The organism is Streptomyces sp. NPDC001513 (assembly GCF_042894695.1).
Classification (GTDB): domain Bacteria; phylum Actinomycetota; class Actinomycetes; order Streptomycetales; family Streptomycetaceae; genus Streptomyces.
This window is the reverse complement of sequence record NZ_JBIAVU010000014.1, coordinates 14,923-32,134: the sequence shown is the minus strand read 5'-3', so window position 1 is coordinate 32,134 and position 17,212 is coordinate 14,923. Positions and strand designations below refer to the sequence as shown.

Here is a 17,212-nt window from a genome sequence, read left to right as displayed (position 1 = left end):
GGAGATGAGTCGTGTGCGGCCGGATGCCGACCGAGCTCGTCGACCTCACCGGCCGTCTCCGTGACCTGCTCGCGGACGAGGTCGCGCCCGGCCGCGAGCACCACCGGGTCGGCCCGACAGGCACGGGCGGAGGACGCGCTCCAGCACCTACCCCTTCGCGGTGGGTCGCTCGCCCAGGATGAGCGGCGCCGAGGTGTCGGCGAAGAACGGCGGGGCGATCACGCTCAGCCCGCCGTCCACCGCCAGGGTCTGGCCCGTGATGTACTCGGCCCCCGGCGAGAGGAGGAAGGCGATGGTGTCGGCCACCTCCTGGACCGAGCCCGGCCGTCCCTTCGGGATGCGCTCGAGCACCGTGGCCATGTCTGCCATCCCCGGCACCCCGTAGAAGAACTCCAGGGAGTCGGAGTCGATCAGGCCACCGTTGACGGCGTTCACATTGATGCCGTACGGGGCGAACTCAACGGCCATGTACCGGACCCAGGACTCGATGGCGGCCTTCATCGAGCCGAGGGCGGCGTACGTCGGGTAGGCGCGGATGCTGCCGTAGCTCGACAGGGCCACGATCCGCCCGCCGTCGTCCATCAGCCGGACCGCCTGCTGCGCGCCCAGCACGAACGGCCGCAGGTTCATGGCGTGGGTACGGTCCAGATGGTGCGGCTCCAGGTCGAGGATGTTCTTGAAGACGCCGGCTGCGGCATTGGAGACGAAGTAGTCGAGCCGCCCGAACTCGGCCTTCACCGTCGCGAAGAGGCTCTCCACGCCCTCGACCGTCTCGACGTCGGCCTGTACTGCCAGGCCCCGGCCGCCCGCTTCCTCCAGTTCGGCCACGGTCTTCTCGGCGAGGTCGGCGTTCTTCTTGTAGTTCACCACCACCGTGGCGCCGTCCCGGCCGAGGGTGAGCGCGAGCGCCCGCCCAATGCCGCGAGAGGCGCCGGTGATCAGCGCCACACGGTCCTGGGACTTCGTCTTCCGCGCGGTCATCGGGTCGCCTCCGTACGATTCAGGAGCTCGCGGAAGACGACGGCCTTCTGGATCTCGTTGGTGCCTTCCTCGAAGCGCTGGGCGCGGGCGTCCCGGTAGACCCGCTCGATCGGGCTGGACTTCCAGTAGCCGGAACCGCCGTGTATCTGCAGCGCCTTGTCGGTGACCCGCCCGAGCATGTCGACCGCCGTCAGCTTGGCCATCGACGAAAGCATCGCGGCGTCGTCTGCCCCGGCCTCCCAGCAGCGGGCCGCGTGCAGGGTGAGCTGCTTCGCCGCCTCGATGTCCGCCTCGTTCTCTGCCAGCATGAACTGGAGCGCCTGCCGCGAGGTCAGCGGCCGGCCGAAGGTGACCCGGTTCCGGGCGTACTCCAGCGCCAGCTCCTGGGCGCGGCGGGCCAGCCCCACGCAGCTCATCGCCACCGAGATGCGTGAAGGTGTCAGGAAACCGCCCAACGCGACCGCGAGGCCGTCCCCTTCGGCACCGAGCCTGTTCGCCACCGGGACCGGCGTCCGGTCGAAGGTCAGGCGGGCGTGGTCCGTGCCGGTGACGCCCATGGTCTGTGAGGTGTCCTCGACGGTCACCCCGGCCGCGTCCCGCGGCACCATGAGGGCGACGGTGCCCTCGTGTCCGGTACTGCCGGCCACCCGCGCTGCCAGCAGCCAGTAGTCGCACCGTACGCCAAAGGTGATGAGGTGCTTGGTGCCGGTCAGGTAGTACGTGTCGCCTTCCCGAACGACGCTGGAACGGATGTCGGCGCCGGAGCCGGCGTCCGGCTCGGTCAGCGTGAAGGCGACCTTGAGCCGGCCGGCGATGGCAGGCAGCACGAACCGCTCGCGCTGTTCGGGGGTGGCGAACTGGTCCATCGCCCGCCAGGTCCCGTTGACCACGTGCACCACCATGCGCAGGGAGCCGTGGGAGCGGGAGAACAGCTCCATCACGTCCATCCACTGCGGGAAGGAAAGACCGCGCCCGCCGTACTCGCGGGGAGCGGCAAGCGACAGGTAGCCGCGCTCGCGCAGCTCGGTCCAGAGTTCCTCGGGGACCGTACCTGTGCTCTCGATCCGGTGGGCCCACTCCTCGGCGGGTCCTGCAACGTACGCGGCGATTTCGGCCCGCAGTTGCTCGAACTCGGCCGGTGCGATGCCCGGCGCCGCCGGTGCGACCTCGGTGATGGTCATGCCTTCTGCTCCTCGAGTGGTGCCGGGCAGAGGGCCTCGGCCCGCTGCCTGAGAACGAATTTCTGGACCTTGCCGGCCGGATTGCGAGGCAGCCGGTCGACCAGCTCGAGACGTTCCGGCCAGTAGTGCTTGGAGACCTGGCGGTAGTCCAGGTACTTGCGCATCGCCTCCAGGTCGAGGTCTGCGCCGTCGACGAGCGCCGCGAAAGCGCAGGCGCGTTCGCCGAGCCGCTCGTCCGGTGTGCCGACCACCGCGACCTCGTCCACCGACGGATGCTGGTGCAGCAGTTCCTCGATCTCGGCGACGGGAACCTTTTCCCCACCACGGTTGATCACGTCCTTGATCCGGCCGGTGATGCGGACGTAGCCGTCGGAATCGATGACGGCGAGGTCCCCGGTGCGGTACCAGCCGTCGCTCGTCCAGGCTTCGGCCGTCAGGTCGGGGCGGTCCAGGTAGCCCACGAAACAGGTCGGGGACTGGAGCTCGAAGTTGCCCTCACGCCCCGCCGGCAGCGTCCGTCCCGCGTCGTCGGTCACCCTGAGCCCGACCCCGGGCATGGCCCGGCCGTCGGTGCCCCACACCTTCTCGGGTGGATCGTTCGGCGCGGAGAGCGATCCCAAGCAGGTCTCCGTGGTGCCGAACGCGCCACAGACCGTCGTGCCGAGGACGGTGGTGGCCCGGTCGGCCAGGCTCCGCGGCAGGGCGGCTCCGGCCACGACGATCGTCCGCAGCGTCTCCGGGGCCCCGCCCCCCGCCTCGACCTCCTTGACCAGGTCGGCCAGGAACGGCGTGGCCGTCTGGACGAAGGTGGCTCCGTGCTTGACGACCGCCTGCAGGGCGGTGCGCGGGTTCCAGTGCGCCTGGACCAACTGGGGTACGCCAAGGGCGACGGCCAGCCACATCCCGTAGAGGAAACCCGTCTGGTGTGCCAGCGGCGAGGGGATGAAGACCACGTCGCGGTCATCCAGTCCGAGCCGTTCGGCCTGCAGCCGGACGGCGTGACCGAGGGTGTCGTTCCGATGCAGGACACCCTTCGGCTCACCGGTGGTCCCAGAGGTGAAGAGCAACTGCGCCAGGGCGTCGGGGGCCGGCTGCCGAGCGGCGAGCGCCACGGTGTCGACGGGGGTGGCGGCGGTCGCGGCGCCCCAGTCGGACCAGGTCAGTCCCTCGCCGTCGGCGGGGAGTTCCACCGCTCCCCCGTCGGCCGAGACCACGGCCACATGGCGGACCTGGGCCCGGCCTGCCGGGTCCTCGGCGAACCAGGACGCGGTTTCCCCGCGGTGGTCCCGGTTCCTGAACCTGTCCGCGATCAGCAGCACGCGCGCGCCGGAGCGGCGCAGCGCGAAGGCCATCTCCCGCTGCCGGAGGATCGGCATGAGCGGGCAGCAGACGGCGCCGATTCGCAGCGCGGCGAGCGAAATCTCCACGAACGCGGCCCAGTTGGGAAGTTGGTACGCGACCGCTTCGCCGGGCTGCACGCCGAGGGCCAGCAGGGTGGCGGCCGCGCGGTCGACCCGCTCGTCGAGCTCTCGCCAGGAGATCTCGGCGTCGCACCCGTCCCGCACGTCCACCAGGGCGGTGCCGTCCGGGCGGTGCTGGGCCCAGTGGCGCAGCTGCTCGGGAAGCGAGGCGGGCGGAGTGACAGCGGGCCCCGGCTCGACGGACATCCGCAGCCCCAGGCCGGTCAGGTCCTCCAGGAATCCCGGGTAAGAGATCTGGTAGGCCTTCGGGTAGGTGAGGGTGGTGACGCCGTGTGCCTTCGTGCCGGCCAGTGCCAGCGACATGAGGATCCGGTGGTCGTTGTACGAGGAGACGCGCGCGCCCGTGAAGGCCGTCACCCCACGCACACGCAGCCGGTCGCCCTCGACCGTGAGGTCGGCGCCCATCGCGTTCAGCTGGAGCATCGCGGCGACTCGGTCGGACTCCTTCAACCGAACGTGCCCGATGTGCTCGAAGACCGTCTCCCCCTCGGCCAGGCCGGCCAGGGTGCAGAGCACCGGGAGCATGTCCGGGACCTCCCGGCAGTCCACGGTCGTGCCGCGCAGCCGGATGCCGTCGTGGCGGATGCGGACACCGTCGGCCTCTTCCTCGACCGCCATCGGCACCCCCATGCGCCGGAGGACGTCGAGGAAGCCGATCTCCGGGTGGTCGGCCGAGTCGCCGTCGAGCCGCGTGATCCCGCGCAGCAGTACGTCGGAAGGGTGGATGGCGGCGGCCGCGATCCCGAACGCGGCGGAGCCGAGGTCCGGCGGAAGGGTCAGGTCGGTCGGCCGGGCGCTCTGCCCCGGAGCGATGTCGAACCGCCGCCAGTCGTCGGACACGGTCACCTGGAGACCGAAGCGGCGCATCATGGCCACCGTCAGCTCCACGTACGGGCGCTCGTTCAGCTCGCCGGACACCTCCACGACGGTGGGGCCGGAGGCGAAGGGTGCGAGCAGGAGCAGCCCCGAGATCCACTGCGACAACGTGCCGGGTATCACCACCCGGCCTCCGGTGGGCCGGCCCGGGGTCAGGTGGACAGGCGGGCAGCCGTCGGCCGAGTCCAGTTCGACCCCGAGCTGGCGCAGCGCGTCGAGCAGCGGTCCGACCGGCCTGCGGCGGAAGTACTTCTGCCCGGTCACGGTGATCGGGGACTCCGCCAGGGAGGCAAGGCCGAGCATGAGGTACAGCGTGGTGCCGGAACTGCCGGCCGAGACGGTCTGCCGACGCGGCCGGTAGCGGCCGCCCTGCACCACGTACGTGTCGCCCTCGACGCTGATCCGGGTACCGAGGTCGCGCAGCATGCGGACGGTGTACTGCACGTGGCGGGCGTCCGAGACGCCCTTGATCCGGCTGGTGCCCTCGGCGAGCGAGGCGAGGATCAGCGCGCGGTGCACGTGGTACTTGGAGGTGGGGACCAGCAGCTCGCCGCGCAGCGGCTTTCTGGTCGGCCTGACCATGAGATGCATGAACTGCCTTTCCGGCTCTCTGAGTCGGGACGGAGGATGGCCGGTCAGGCCGGAATCTCACCGTTTTCCAGGTAGGCGACGGCCTGCCCGACGGTGGTGAGGCGGTCGAAGACGTCGTTGGGCACATCGGTGCCGAAGCGGCGCTGGATGAGGACGAACACCGAGACGATGGTCAGCGAGTCCATGCCCAGGTCGTCGATGAACGAGCTCTCCAGTGAGATGTCCTCGGCCGGAACACCGGCGACCTCGTCGAGGATGTCCTTGAGGACCTGCAGGGTGTCGCTCTGAACAGCGGTCATGATCAGTTCTCCTTGGTCGGATGGGCCGGCGCGGTAGTGGCCTGTACGGGCGGTCCGGTGGGCGCCGGTGGCAGTCGGACGACCTGGCCGCCCCAGACGAGGCCGGTGCCGAAGGACAGCAGCAGGGCGAGCCCGCCCGGCCTGGCCTGGCCCGAGGCGAGCAGCTCCTGGATGGCGAGCGGGATCGACACCGCGGAGGTGTTGCCGTGGATCTCGACGCTGCGGGCCACCGCCACGTGGTCGGGGATCCCGAGCTCTTTGACCAGTTCGTCGATGATCCGCATGTTGGCCTGGTGCGGGATGAAGGAGTCGAGGTCCCGGACGGTCACACCGGCCTGCTCCAACGTCCGAGCGGCGATGGGGCCGAGCTGATACGCGGCCCACCGGAACACCTCCCGGCCGTCCATGGTGATCACCGGCCACTCGGGGGCGGGCGCGTCGCGCAGCGCCGCCCAGGAGTGGCTCTGCCGGATGGTCTCCTTGTGCGAGCCGTCGGAACCCCAGACCACCGGGCCCACGCCCGGCTGGTCGCAGGGGCCGACCACGGCGGCGCCGGCTCCGTCGCCGAAGAGAAAAGCGGTGCCGCTGTCCTCGTGGTCGAGCAGTTCGGAGAGCCGTTCCACGGCGATCACCAGTACGTACCGGGCGCTCCCGGCGGCAACCATGTCGGATGCCAGCGACAGCCCGTAGCTGAAGCCTGCGCACCCGGCCGAGATGTCGAATGCGCCCGGTGCCGCGGCGCCGATCCTGTGCGCGACGCCGGCCGCAAGTGAGGGGAACTGGTGCAGGTGGGAGACGGTGGACACGATCACGCAGCCGACCTCGGAGGCGGCGATCCCGGCGTGTTCCAAGGCCCGCTCGGCGGCCGTGGCGGCCATGAACTCCACCGTCTCCGTCGGCTCGGCCCAGTAGCGGAACCGGATCCCGGAGCGGCTGCGAATCCATTCGTCCGACCTGTCGATCCGCTCGCAGATCATCTCGTTGGTGATCTGCCGCGACGGCAGGTACGTGCCGATGCCGAGCAGACCCGTCAGGGCTCCCCGGAACGCCGAACCGTGTTCTGACAAGGGGGTGTTCACGCGGTCGCCGCCCCCTCGAAGTCCTCGGGCCCACACCAGCGGACCAGCGCCGCGCCGATACTCAGGCCCGAACCGAACGCGGCGAGCACCACCTGGTCACCCGGGGAGAGCCGGCCGAGGTCGTCCGCCTCCCGCAGTACCAGCGGGACGCTGGCACCCGAGGTGTTGCCGTACTTCTGGACGTTGGTGACCGTACGGTCGTCCGGCACGCCAAGGGCGGCCATGATGCCGCGGACGATGTAGAGGTTGGCCTGGTGCAGGGCGAACAGGTCGACGTCCGACACGTCCTGTCCTGCCCGCGCGAGCAACTCCTGGATGATTTTGGGCACTTCACCGACAGCGAAGTCGTGCACGGCCTTGCCCGAGAGCGTGGCGAAGTTGTCGCCGAAGGCGCTGGTCAGCCGGCGGCCGTCGCGCAGCGTCCGCTTCTCGCGCGCCACCCAGACCGCCTCGTAGCGGGACGGGTCGCTGTGCAGCAGCGTGAGGCCCACCCCTCGGTCGGGACGGCAGCGCTCCAGCAGGTAGCAGGCCGCGCCGTCGCCGAAGATCACCGCCGGTCCAGGGTCCTTCCAGTCCATGGTCCGGGTGTTGACGTCGGCGAGCACTACGGCCACCCGGCGGTATTCCCCGGAGGCGAGGTACTTGGCGCCGACGTCCAGCGCGAACACGCCTCCCGGGCAGGCCCCGCTGTTGATGTCGAATCCGGTGGCGCCGTGCGCGCCGGCCTTCTCGATCACCCGCATCGCCGTGGGCGGTGCCATGTTGTCCGGTGTGTAGGTTCCGCAGATGACGAGATCCACCTCGGACGGGCTGACGCCCGCCCGGGCGCACGCGTCCTTGAACGCGGCGGCCCCCAGGTCCGAGGTCCACTCGTCCTCGGCGGCCATCCGGCGGGTCTCCACGCCGATGTTTTCCCTGATCCAGTCGTCCCGGGTGAGGAGGATCTCCTCCAGGTCGGCGTTGCTGACCACCTTTTCGGGGAGATATCCGCCGACCGCCCGAATTCCCACGCCCCAGGACCGCGCCAGCGGTGTTCCGAATATGTCCATTCAAGGTTTCCTGTTCGATTCCATGAGCCGGTTCAGATGGTTCGGCGTGCGCGGCACCTGTTCACGCCGCGCCCCCGGCAGCTGGGGGACGGAGCACCAGGGCCGCCGCCTGTCCCCCGGCATCGGTGGTGAGCACCAGTGCGGGAGCGAGAGGCACCTGCTGCGTCCGAGCGGCGACGCCGATCGTCGGCAAGCCCGGATCCCATCGGGTGAACCCGCAGGTCAGCGGTGCCAGGCCGGCCTCCAGAGCGCGCGCCGTCAGCGCGAGCTGCACCAGGCCGCTGGCGCCCGCACAGTCGCCTAGCGCCCCGAAGGGGCTGAAGACGGGTACGGATGGACCCATCACCTCGTGCAGGGCGCGTGCTTCTGGAGCGTCGACCCCGGGGCTGCCCGTGGCCGAGGAGCAGACGAGGCCGATGTCGTCGGCGTCGAGCCCGGCCTCGCGAAGCGCCGCGAGCGCGGCACGCACCGCCGTGTCCTGTCCGGCGTCGCCTCTGACCGTGCTCCAGCCCAGCACCTCGGCGAGCACCCGCGCACCGCGGTCGCGCGCCCTGCGGTGGCTTTCGAGCACCAGCACGACAACGGCCTCTCCCGGCACGGCGCCGCCGCCCTCCGCGGAGAAGGGCCCCGTCCCCGGCCGGTCCACCCGGGCGGCCGTGGGGTCCAGAGTTTCGACAGCGGCGACGAGAACGACCTCCGCCGCGCCCGTGAGCACCTGATCGGCACCCACGGCCAACGCGTGGCTGCCCGAGCAGCGTCCTGCGGTGACCGTCACGATGCTGCCCTCCGCCCGTGCGGAGACCGAGAGTTCGGAGGCCACGGCGTTGAGACTCGCCTGGGGGCCGGAGGACGGACTCACGAGTGCCGGGCCGTGGGTCACGCCGTCCTGCAGCACCCGCAGATAGTCGTCGAGTCCGGCGGTGGTGGTCCCGAGGACGACGCCCACGTCGGCGGGCGTCGGCGCACCGCCGACGTCGAGGCCGGCATCCTGCCAGGCGAGCGCCCCCACCCGGGAGACGAGCAGGGATTCGCGGCTCAGCGCGCGGAGTCGTTTCCTCTCGAACGCCGGTACCTCCGGCAGATCGGAGGAAAGGACCGCGGCGAAGCCGGACCCGCGGAAGGGGCCGCCGCCGTAGGTCGTGGTGGCGACGGCCGTGCTGCCGCCGAGCAGGGCCTCCCACGTCGCGTCCAGTCCGGCACCCAGCGAGCTGGCGACGGCCATTCCGGTGATGGCCACGGAACGGGTCATCGAGCCCTCCTGGAACCGAACCGGGTGAAGACGGTGCACCCCGTGTTGCCACCGAATCCGAAGGCGTTGTTGACGGCCACGTCCACGCGCGCCTCACGGGCCTCGACGGACACGAGGTCCATTGCGCACTCCGGGTCCACGTCGGCCAGGTTGGCCGTCGGCGGGATCACCCCGTCACGTATGGCCAGTACGCAGGCGACCGCCTCGATGGCGCTTGCTGCGCCCTGGGCGTGTCCGAGCGCCCCCTTCAGCGACGAGACCGCCGGAGTACGCGCACCGAAGACATCCCGGATCGCGCGGGCTTCGACCCGGTCGTTCGACGCGGTGCCCGTACCGTGCGCGCTGATGTAGTCGACCTGGTCGACCGGAACGCCGGCCTGCGCCAGAGCCCGTTCCATCGAGCGCCGCGCACCGCGCCCCTCGGGGTGCGGCGCAGTCATGTGGTAGGCGTCGGAGGCACTGGACCAGCCGGAGAGCTCGGCGTAGATGCGTGCACCGCGGCGGCGGGCGTGCTCGTACGACTCCAGCACCAGCGCGGCCGAGCCCTCGGCGACGAGCAGTCCCGCACGGTTGCGGTCGAACGGCCGGGCCACGTCCGGCGCGAGCGATCGCAGGCTGGTGAACAGCATGAGGAGCGCGGACGACATCTCGTCCACCCCGCCGGCGATCATGAGGTCGGCACGGTTGGCCCTGATGGTGTCCGCGGCGTACGCCAGCGCGCTGTTCCCGGAGGCACAGGCGCTGCTGACCACCGAGCTCGGGCCCATGAAGCCGAGTTCTCGAGATGCGGCGTCGGCGAGGTCCACCAACGGGGGAGCCGAGCAGAGCCCGTCCGTGTCGGCCGACGGCTCACCGCGGTGGAACCGCATGACGCCCGCCTCCACTGCGGCGCGATTGCCGAGCAGGGTGCCCATGCAGACGCCGGCGCGGGCCGGGTCCGAGGTCCACGGCCGCACACCGGCATCGGCGGCCGCCGCGAGGCTCGCGGCCACGGCCAGCTGTGTGCTGCGCGGAAGAGCCGATCGCGCGTCGCCGAACCCCTTGACCTCACCCCCCATTCGGTGGGGAAAGCCCGATACGTCGCAGAGTGTGATGGGTCCGGTACCGACCGTCCCTCTCACCGCCGCGTCCCAAAACTCCCCGGCCGTAGTGCCGATCGGCGTCAGCGCGCCGACCCCTGTCACCACGACCGCTGTGGACTGCCCGTGTGCAACCAATTTCTCCGGTTCCCCTCGTGTGGTGCCCTCGTCCTCCTAGACCAGCCCTTCGCCGCCGTCCACGCTGATGACGTTTCCGGTGAGCCACGACGAGTCGCTCGCCGACAGCAGCACGACGGCTTCGGCGATGTCCTCCGGGACGGTGGCCCGGCCGTGCGGATTGGACTGCGTCGCCCGCTGGATGAGGTCGTCGCAGCCGGGGATGCGCTCCAGCGCGGGTGTCTTGGTGACGCCGGCCCGCAGCGCGTTGACCGCGATGCCGGAGGGAGCGAGTTCGACCGCCAGCTGCCGCACATGCGAGACGAGCGCGGACTTGGCCGCCGACACGGCTCCGTAGTGCGAGATGACCCGGTTGTCACCGTGGCTGGTCAGGGTGAAGACCTTGGCGCCCCGCGGCAGCAGCCCCGCGGTGTGGAGGTCCCTGACCCAGTAGACGAGGCTGTGCGCCATCACGTCGCTGGTCATGTCCATCTGGCGGGGGGTGATGACGCTCGGCTCGCCGTCGCTCGGGATGAACGGCAGCAGGCTGCCGAAGGCAAGGGAGTGCAGTACCACCCGCACACCGGCGCCTCCGGTGACCTCCGTCAGCTTCTCCACCAGCTCCGCCCGCGTCGTCTTGCTGGCGGCGTTGGCATTGTGGAAGGAGACCTGCGCCCCCAGCTCACGGAGTTCATCCGTGAGTTCGTCGATCGCTTCCAGCCTGTCCGCGGAGTCGAAGTGAACGCCGAAGACGTTCGCGCCCTCCTTCGCCATCGCCAGCGCGGTGGCCCGGCCCATCCCGCTCGACGCGCCGAGAATCAGACACCAAGTTCCCTTGGCCGAAGTCAACATGTGTACCTCTCACTGTGTGCCGGGCGGATGCCCTTGGGTCGGCCGCCTTCCGCGGCGCCTTGCCGGCCGTCTCACCCTGCGGAAGGGAATGTCTCGCGAATCAGGTCGTCCACGGCCGCGGCGAACCGCTGCGGTTGCTCCTCCATCGGCAGGTGGCCGCAGTCCTGGAAGACGCGCAACCGTGCGTCGGGCAGCGCCGCGGCGAGCCCGCGGGCGTCGTCCAGCGGCGCGAACGGATCCCCGTCACCGGCCACGACGAGCACCGGCAGATCGAGGGCTGCCGTGTCCAGGAAGGGACTGCGCAGGTAGGTCTCGAAGAAGCGCAGGAAGCCGTACGCCCCCACACGGTCACGGACACGCAGCGCCATGTCGCGGCGTACGTCGTCGTCGAGGGGCCGCTTGGAGCTGACGCGCAGGCATTCGCCGAGGAAGCCGTGGTACGAGTTCAGGTAGTGGGTCGCGGTGTGCCAGGCGAAGTCCTGCGGACTGCGTCGGTGGAACGGTGCGACGACCACAGCTGCTCCGGGACGCACCGCGCGGTCCATGGCGGCCAGGGACTCCAGGGCGAGCCCGGTGGAGAAAGAGTGTGCGATCAGAACGTCCACCCCGCCGGGCACCGCGTCCAGTGCCTGTCCGATCCACGCGGCCGGATCGCCCCGGTGGCTCCAGGTCTCCTTGCCGGCGGCTCCCCAGGGCATGAGGGCCGCCCAGAACTCGACTTCGGGCGCCGCGATCCGTGCGCAGTCGCGCCATACGGTGTCGGTCCCGGCCAGCCCGTGCAGCGCCAGAACGCGAACGGGCTCGCCTGCCGACGCCTGCCTTGTCCTGCGAACGAGAACCTCGTCCGCGTACGGCCCGGCATCGCGGCGGATCCAAGATCCCTCCGTCTGCTGAGCACCCATCAGGCCACCACTACGGAGCGCTTCGGACGAATTCTCGGAAGTGTGGGGATCGAAATCGTCCGCAGTCCCTTCCGCTGATTTCCTTCGCTTGTCCCCGGAGCCTCATGCCGTGCAGACACGGTCGTCCCGCCCCTCCGTCTTTCCTGGTTCACAGATCATTGGGCTTCCGGCTCTCGGCGACGCCAGACGGCCCCGCAGCCGGTTCTCTCCAATGCGTTGAACGAAAATTAGCACGCTGCACTAAAAGCCGTGATAAGCCTTCCTATGAATCAGGCTTTTGCCGCGGCCGTACAGCGCTTTGAGCACCTTCCACGGCCGGGGCAAGCGGTCCACCAGGCGCGGCGCCACCGCCGTGACCTGCGTCGGAGCCTTGTCGCAGCCGCCTTTGGAGCCTGGACGACGGCGAGGCGAGAAGTCCTTGAATGGCCACACTAATGACGGACTACTCCTCTCGCTAAAGCCGACCAATGAGGCCGATAAAGCCAAGCCCGGCGGCCTTGAAACGGTCCCGAATCATTGGTCATAGTGGTCGCCCGGCGTGGGAGCGTGTCGTCGCGACTCATCAGCCACATGCTGCACCGGGCGCGCGATCGCCGGCGCATGAGAGACAATCGATAGAGATACGTGGGTGAATATGCTGACCTCTGCAGAGGCGACGGCCGAATCGCGTCCTGCCCGGCGACCGCACGCACCGCCGCTGCTCGACTCATTGACCGGGCTGCGTGGCCTGGCCGCGATCCTGGTGTTCGGCTTTCACTTCACGACCTTCCAGTTCGTCTTCGGACCGACGGGCGGCCTGGAGTTCGCCCCGCTGACGCGCCCCCGCTTCCTCACCATGAGCGGGAACTTCGCGGTGGGCAGCTTCTTCATCCTCAGCGGCTTCGTCCTGGCCCTCACCACACGTGAGGGGACGAGCCTCGCCAACTTCTGCGCCAAGCGCGTCGGGAAGCTGTATCCGGTCTACTTCGTCACGACCGCGCTGGCCATCGGTGCCATCGTGGTGCTCGGGATGCCGATCACCACGGAAAACATCGTCCTGCACCTGACACTGCTGCAGTCGTGGGTCCCCTTCCAGGAGATCTACACCGGCATCAACCCGGTCACCTGGTCGCTGAGCACCGAGGCATTCTTCTATCTCCTGTTCCCGCTCGCGCTGTTCGTCGTGCAGCGTCTGACCTCGCGGGCCCTGTACTGGGTTCTCGGTGCCGCCGTCTTCCTCGAGTTCGCGCTGCCGCTGTACGTGATGCACTACTTCACGGTGAAGACGTCGGGCGGCAGCCTGGAGTACTTCAGCACCGGGGCCCAGGGCGGCGACCTGGTCTACTGGCTCACCCTGCCCTTCCCGCCGTACCGCTTCCTCGAGTTCCTCGTCGGGATGGTGTGCTGCATCCTCCTCAACCGGGGAGTGCTTCCGACCATCCGGCAGAGGTGGGCGTGGGCCTGGTGCGCCGTCGCCTATGTGATCGGTACGTACAGTGACGGTCCGCTCCAGCGGACGGCGGTGGGCTTCGTCGCCCTGCCCTTCCTGGTGGTCGCCCTGGCACAGGCCGATCTCGCGGGCCGCTGGTCGCTGCTGCGCGGCAAGGTCTTCGTGACGCTGGGGAAGCTGTCCTACGGCATGTACGCGATCCAGCTTCTGGTGGTCCTGCCGTCCGAGCCGTTCGTCATGCGCTGGTTGTCGTCCCTGTTCGGGGTCTCGACGTCCACGCTCGGCGAGCCGGCGTGGAAGGTGCTGATCATGCTCGCCTACTTCGGCCTCGTGATTCTCCTGTCGGTGCCGATCTACCGGTACATCGAGGTTCCGGCCTACGACTTCGCCAAGGGGCTGTATCGGTCCCGGAAGGGTTCGCCGATGTTCGCCGCACCGGAGTCCGCGGGAAAGTCGAGCCTGTGAAGGTCTGCGTGATCGGCTCCGGGATCTTCGGCATCGCGGCCGTCCGGGAAATCTCACGGCACCTTCCGGAGTGGTCCGTGCACTGGGTGTCGGAGGACCCCGAGGCCGGCGGCCTGTGGAACACCACCTCCAAGCGGAGCCGTGTGTACGACACGTTGTTCCTCAACACCTCACGGCAGCGCAGCGCCTTCACCGGCACGGCGATCCCGGCCGAGCCGTCGGTGCACTTCGTCCACCACTCGCTCTACTCGGCCTACCTCGCCCAAGTGGCCGCCGAGTGTCAGGGCCCGCAGCGCCACTGGGAGTGCCGAGTGGACTCGGTGTCCGCCCGGGAGGGCGGTGGCTGGCTCGTGCGGTGGCACGACCGCGCCGGAGCCGTGACGGAGGAGGAGTTCGACGCCGTCGTTGACGCCACCGGCCACAACGTCGATGCCGTGTGGCCGGACGTGCCGCGTGCGGCCGAACCGGCGTACGCGCTCAGCCACTCCGCCGAGTACAAGAACGCCGAGCCGTACCGGGGGAAGAGAGTCCTCGTCATCGGCAACGGCGCCTCGGCCGTGGACATCGCGTGCGAGCTGATCACCGCCGCATCGCGGGTGGAGATCAGCATCAGGACCCCTAAGTGGTACCTGCCCAAGGTGCTGCTGGGCAAGCCGATCGACCAGTCGGGCGGCGGGTTGAGCCACGCCCCGCTGGTGGGCCGCATGATCGCCGCAGTCGGGGAGTCAGTCGTCCGCCGGGTGGTGGGCTCCTACGACTCCTTCGGACTGGAGGCCCCGAAGAGCCCGCTCGCGATTTCGACGCCGGTGTTGAGCGACCACTTTCTCCCCCATATCAGCCACGGCCGCCTGCACACGCGCACCGGGGTGGTTGCCCTCGGACAGGAGTCCGTCCGCTTCGCCGACGGCACCGAGGACACGTTCGACGCGGTCATCGCGGCGACGGGGTTCCAGGACGCCTCCCCGCACCTGCCCTCCGACGTGCGCGACACGCTGAGTCGGCACCGGCTCGGCCTGTCCCTGGAGGCACCGGGATCGCCGGGGCTGTATCTGCTCAACCGCTTCCGCTGCGGTGACTCGGCGGTCAAATGCGCCGAAGTCCAGGCCGCAGCAGTCGCGCGCAGCCTGCCGAGTTCACGCACCCGTTCCGGCGCACCTCCGGACCTCGCGGGTCCGGAGGTCGCCGGACGCCGGATCACCGCACGCACTCTACGGAAGGTCTACGAGGCATACCGATGAAGACAAGGCCGGGGAAGCTGGGTGCCGTCGGGCTGGGCTGGTACGTGCCCGATCGGCGCATCGACAATGAGACGATCTCACGGTGGTGCGACGTGACCCCGGAGTGGATCACCGGGCGCACCGGGGTGGAGGAGCGCCGGTACGCCGGCGACGGAGAGTCGACCTCCACGATGGCGGCCAGGGCTCTCACCATGGCCCTGGAGGACGCCGGACTGCGCGGCAGCGAGCTGGCCGCCGTCATCGTCTGCACCTCTACCCCAGACCAGCCGCAGCCGCCCACAGCGGCGTTCGTCCTCGCCGAACTCAAACTGACGGACATACCGGCCTTCGACGTCAACGGGGTGTGCGCCGGCTTCCTCTACGGCCTGGGCGCTGCCGACGGATGGCGCAGGCGCGGACCGGTGGCCCTCATCGGCGCCGACAAGTACTCGACCATCCTCAACCCGCGGGACCGCAGGACCGTGAGCCTCTTCGGCGACGGGGCGGGCGCGGTCATCCTCGACGCCCTGCCCGCCGGCTCCGAGGGGGTCAGCGTGGTGGCGAGGTGCCAGGCCGAGCACGTGGAACTGGTGCGCGTACGCGGCGGCGGCAGCAGCCTGCCGCTCCGGACCACGCACGACCCCCTGGCGGACCGGTTCGAAATGGACGGGCGGGGGGTCGTCGCCTGGGCGGAGTCCGCACTCCCCCCGGTGGCGGCCCAGGCGTGCGCCGAGGCCGGCGTGGCGCTGGGGGACATAGACCGGTTCGTATTTCACCAAGGCAGCGGCCGGATGGTGGAGTTCTGCGCCAAGTGGCTCGACGTACCCATGGACAAGGTGGCAGTGACGGCGGACCGGTGGGGCAACACGGGTGCCGCCACGATTCCCTTGACGCTCGCCATCGAGGCCGGAGCGGGACGCATCACGAGGGGCGACCGCGTGATGATCGCCGGACTCGGCGGGGGGACCGCGGCCTGCGCCACGGTGATCACGTGGTGAACCGGCAGGCAACTACGGAAAGCACGGCTGCCGCAGCCGCCGGCCCGCGTCACCGCGTGCGCCGTCCCCTCGGCGGCGGCCAGGATTCAAGGTGAGGCAAATGACGAACGACATGGGCACCGGACCGACCGACCTTCCGCGACTGCCGCAGGGAGCGCCCGCAGGGTGTCCCTACGCCCCGCCGGAGTCGGTGGCATCGCTTCGGGAAACCGCTCCGCTGACGCAGGTGGTGCTCCCCGACGGTGAGCCGGCCTGGCTCGCCACGAGCTACGAACTCGTACGGGAGGTCCTCACCCACCCGGGATTCAGCGCCAACCCGAAAGCCGACGGCTTTCCGCGGTGGAACCTGCCGGGAGGCACCGACCTGCCGTTGAGCATGACGCACGCGGATCCACCGGTGCACGCCCGGCTGCGCGCACCGGTGGCGGGCGAGTTTACCCCCCGGCGCATCCGCCGGCTCCGCCCTGACATCGAGCGCATCACCCTTGAGCGGTGTGCCGCCATCGAGGCGCTGCCCCAACCCGTCGACCTGGTCACCGAGTTCGCCACCCCCATCCCGGCTCTCGCGATCAGCCTGCTGCTCGGCGTGCCCGCCGACGACCTGGCCGACTTCGAGCGGAACATCCGCCTCGTCCTCGCCCACGACGACCTGGAGTCGAGCGAGCGCGACCAGGCCAAGCTCGAACTGCTGTCCGCCGTGACCAAGCTGATCGCGGACAAGCGCGCCGAGGCGGACGACAACCTGCTGAGCAGACTGATCACCGAGAACCCGGACATGAGCGACATGGAGTTGGTGTCGTTCGTGGCACTGCTGCTGTTCGCCGGGTTCTCCACCACCGCGCACATGATCGAGCTCAGCGCTCTGACGCTGATCCAGCGCCCGGATCTGGCGGAGCGGGCGCGCAACGACCTGTCCGTCATCCCGGCCCTGGTGGACGAGCTGCTGCGATACCACTCGATCGCCCGGGACTCGCCGAGGAGGGCGGCGCTCGAGGACATCGAACTGGGCGGGGTCACGATCCGGGCGGGCGAGGGCGTCATCGCCTCGGTCCAGGCGGCCAACTGGGACGGGTCCGCGTTCCCCGAGCCGGACACGATCGACCTCGACCGGCCCCGGACGCCGCGGCACCTCGCCTTCGGCCACGGGATCCACGTATGCCTGGGGGCGACCCTCGCCAAGCTCGAGCTCGAAGTGGTCCTGGAGGAACTCGTCACGCGCTACCCGAACATGAAGCTGGCCATCCCGGACGAGGAAATCCGGTTCCGGACCACGACCCATCTCCACGGGTGCTACTCGCTGCCCGTGGACCTCGGGCTGGAGGCCGGTGCGTGAAGCCCACCGTGACCCTCAACCAGGGTCTGGACGT

14 protein-coding genes are annotated in these 17,212 nt (G+C 69.9%); 4 read left to right on the top strand and 10 right to left on the bottom strand.

Features of this window, described 5'->3' with window-relative positions; translation table 11 throughout:
• Nucleotides 1-147: 147 nt before the first annotated feature.
• The 10 genes from ACFYZ4_RS28810 to ACFYZ4_RS28765 all read right to left on the bottom strand — a co-directional run bounded on the left by ACFYZ4_RS28810 (nucleotide 148) and on the right by ACFYZ4_RS28765 (nucleotide 11,736).
• Nucleotides 148-981: an SDR family oxidoreductase gene (locus tag ACFYZ4_RS28810; protein WP_351286201.1), complete on the bottom strand. Its 834-nt coding sequence runs from the start codon at nucleotides 979-981 to the stop codon at nucleotides 148-150.
• Complete coding sequence (locus tag ACFYZ4_RS28805) at nucleotides 978-2,162, bottom strand: acyl-CoA dehydrogenase family protein (protein ID WP_351286199.1); 1,185 nt, start codon at nucleotides 2,160-2,162, stop codon at nucleotides 978-980. Before ACFYZ4_RS28805 ends, ACFYZ4_RS28810 begins: the two co-directional genes overlap by 4 nt.
• Nucleotides 2,159-5,110 (bottom strand): 3-phosphoshikimate 1-carboxyvinyltransferase, encoded by a 2,952-nt coding sequence (gene aroA / locus ACFYZ4_RS28800; RefSeq protein ID WP_390785217.1) that lies wholly within the window; start codon nucleotides 5,108-5,110, stop codon nucleotides 2,159-2,161. The genes ACFYZ4_RS28805 and aroA overlap by 4 nt, the downstream gene beginning before the upstream one ends.
• 44 nt (nucleotides 5,111-5,154) lie before the next feature.
• Nucleotides 5,155-5,409, bottom strand: coding sequence for an acyl carrier protein (locus tag ACFYZ4_RS28795; protein WP_384343592.1), 255 nt, complete (start codon nucleotides 5,407-5,409; stop codon nucleotides 5,155-5,157).
• Nucleotides 5,410-5,411: 2 nt separating this feature from the next.
• The gene (locus ACFYZ4_RS28790) at nucleotides 5,412-6,488 is read right to left on the bottom strand and encodes a beta-ketoacyl-ACP synthase III (RefSeq protein ID WP_351286194.1); all 1,077 of its coding nucleotides are present in this window, start codon (nucleotides 6,486-6,488) and stop codon (nucleotides 5,412-5,414) included.
• On the bottom strand, nucleotides 6,485-7,537 hold the full coding sequence (locus tag ACFYZ4_RS28785; protein ID WP_390785216.1) for a 3-oxoacyl-ACP synthase III family protein: 1,053 nt from the start codon (nucleotides 7,535-7,537) through the stop codon (nucleotides 6,485-6,487). Before ACFYZ4_RS28785 ends, ACFYZ4_RS28790 begins: the two co-directional genes overlap by 4 nt.
• 61 nt (nucleotides 7,538-7,598) lie before the next feature.
• A complete protein-coding gene (locus ACFYZ4_RS28780) occupies nucleotides 7,599-8,786 on the bottom strand; it encodes a beta-ketoacyl synthase N-terminal-like domain-containing protein (RefSeq protein ID WP_390785215.1) in 1,188 nt (395 codons plus the stop codon).
• Nucleotides 8,783-9,970, bottom strand: a complete 1,188-nt coding sequence (locus tag ACFYZ4_RS28775; RefSeq protein WP_390785214.1) for a beta-ketoacyl-[acyl-carrier-protein] synthase family protein — start codon at nucleotides 9,968-9,970, stop codon at nucleotides 8,783-8,785. Before ACFYZ4_RS28775 ends, ACFYZ4_RS28780 begins: the two co-directional genes overlap by 4 nt.
• A 69-nt stretch (nucleotides 9,971-10,039) precedes the next feature.
• Nucleotides 10,040-10,834, bottom strand: a complete 795-nt coding sequence (locus ACFYZ4_RS28770; protein WP_384343599.1) for an SDR family oxidoreductase — start codon at nucleotides 10,832-10,834, stop codon at nucleotides 10,040-10,042.
• Nucleotides 10,835-10,905: 71 nt separating this feature from the next.
• Nucleotides 10,906-11,736, bottom strand: coding sequence for an alpha/beta fold hydrolase (locus tag ACFYZ4_RS28765; protein WP_384343602.1), 831 nt, complete (start codon nucleotides 11,734-11,736; stop codon nucleotides 10,906-10,908).
• Between the two features lie 634 nt (nucleotides 11,737-12,370).
• Between ACFYZ4_RS28765 and ACFYZ4_RS28760 the strand changes: the two genes are divergently transcribed.
• The 4 genes from ACFYZ4_RS28760 to ACFYZ4_RS28745 all read left to right on the top strand — a co-directional run bounded on the left by ACFYZ4_RS28760 (nucleotide 12,371) and on the right by ACFYZ4_RS28745 (nucleotide 17,178).
• Nucleotides 12,371-13,630, top strand: coding sequence for an acyltransferase (locus tag ACFYZ4_RS28760; RefSeq protein ID WP_351286183.1), 1,260 nt, complete (start codon nucleotides 12,371-12,373; stop codon nucleotides 13,628-13,630).
• The gene (locus tag ACFYZ4_RS28755) at nucleotides 13,627-14,868 is read left to right on the top strand and encodes a flavin-containing monooxygenase (protein ID WP_390785213.1); all 1,242 of its coding nucleotides are present in this window, start codon (nucleotides 13,627-13,629) and stop codon (nucleotides 14,866-14,868) included. Before ACFYZ4_RS28760 ends, ACFYZ4_RS28755 begins: the two co-directional genes overlap by 4 nt.
• Entirely contained in the window at nucleotides 14,865-15,845 is a 981-nt protein-coding gene (locus ACFYZ4_RS28750; RefSeq protein ID WP_351286180.1) for a ketoacyl-ACP synthase III, read from the top strand. Before ACFYZ4_RS28755 ends, ACFYZ4_RS28750 begins: the two co-directional genes overlap by 4 nt.
• A 100-nt stretch (nucleotides 15,846-15,945) precedes the next feature.
• The gene (locus ACFYZ4_RS28745) at nucleotides 15,946-17,178 is read left to right on the top strand and encodes a cytochrome P450 (RefSeq protein WP_384343608.1); all 1,233 of its coding nucleotides are present in this window, start codon (nucleotides 15,946-15,948) and stop codon (nucleotides 17,176-17,178) included.
• Nucleotides 17,179-17,212: the final 34 nt, after the last annotated feature.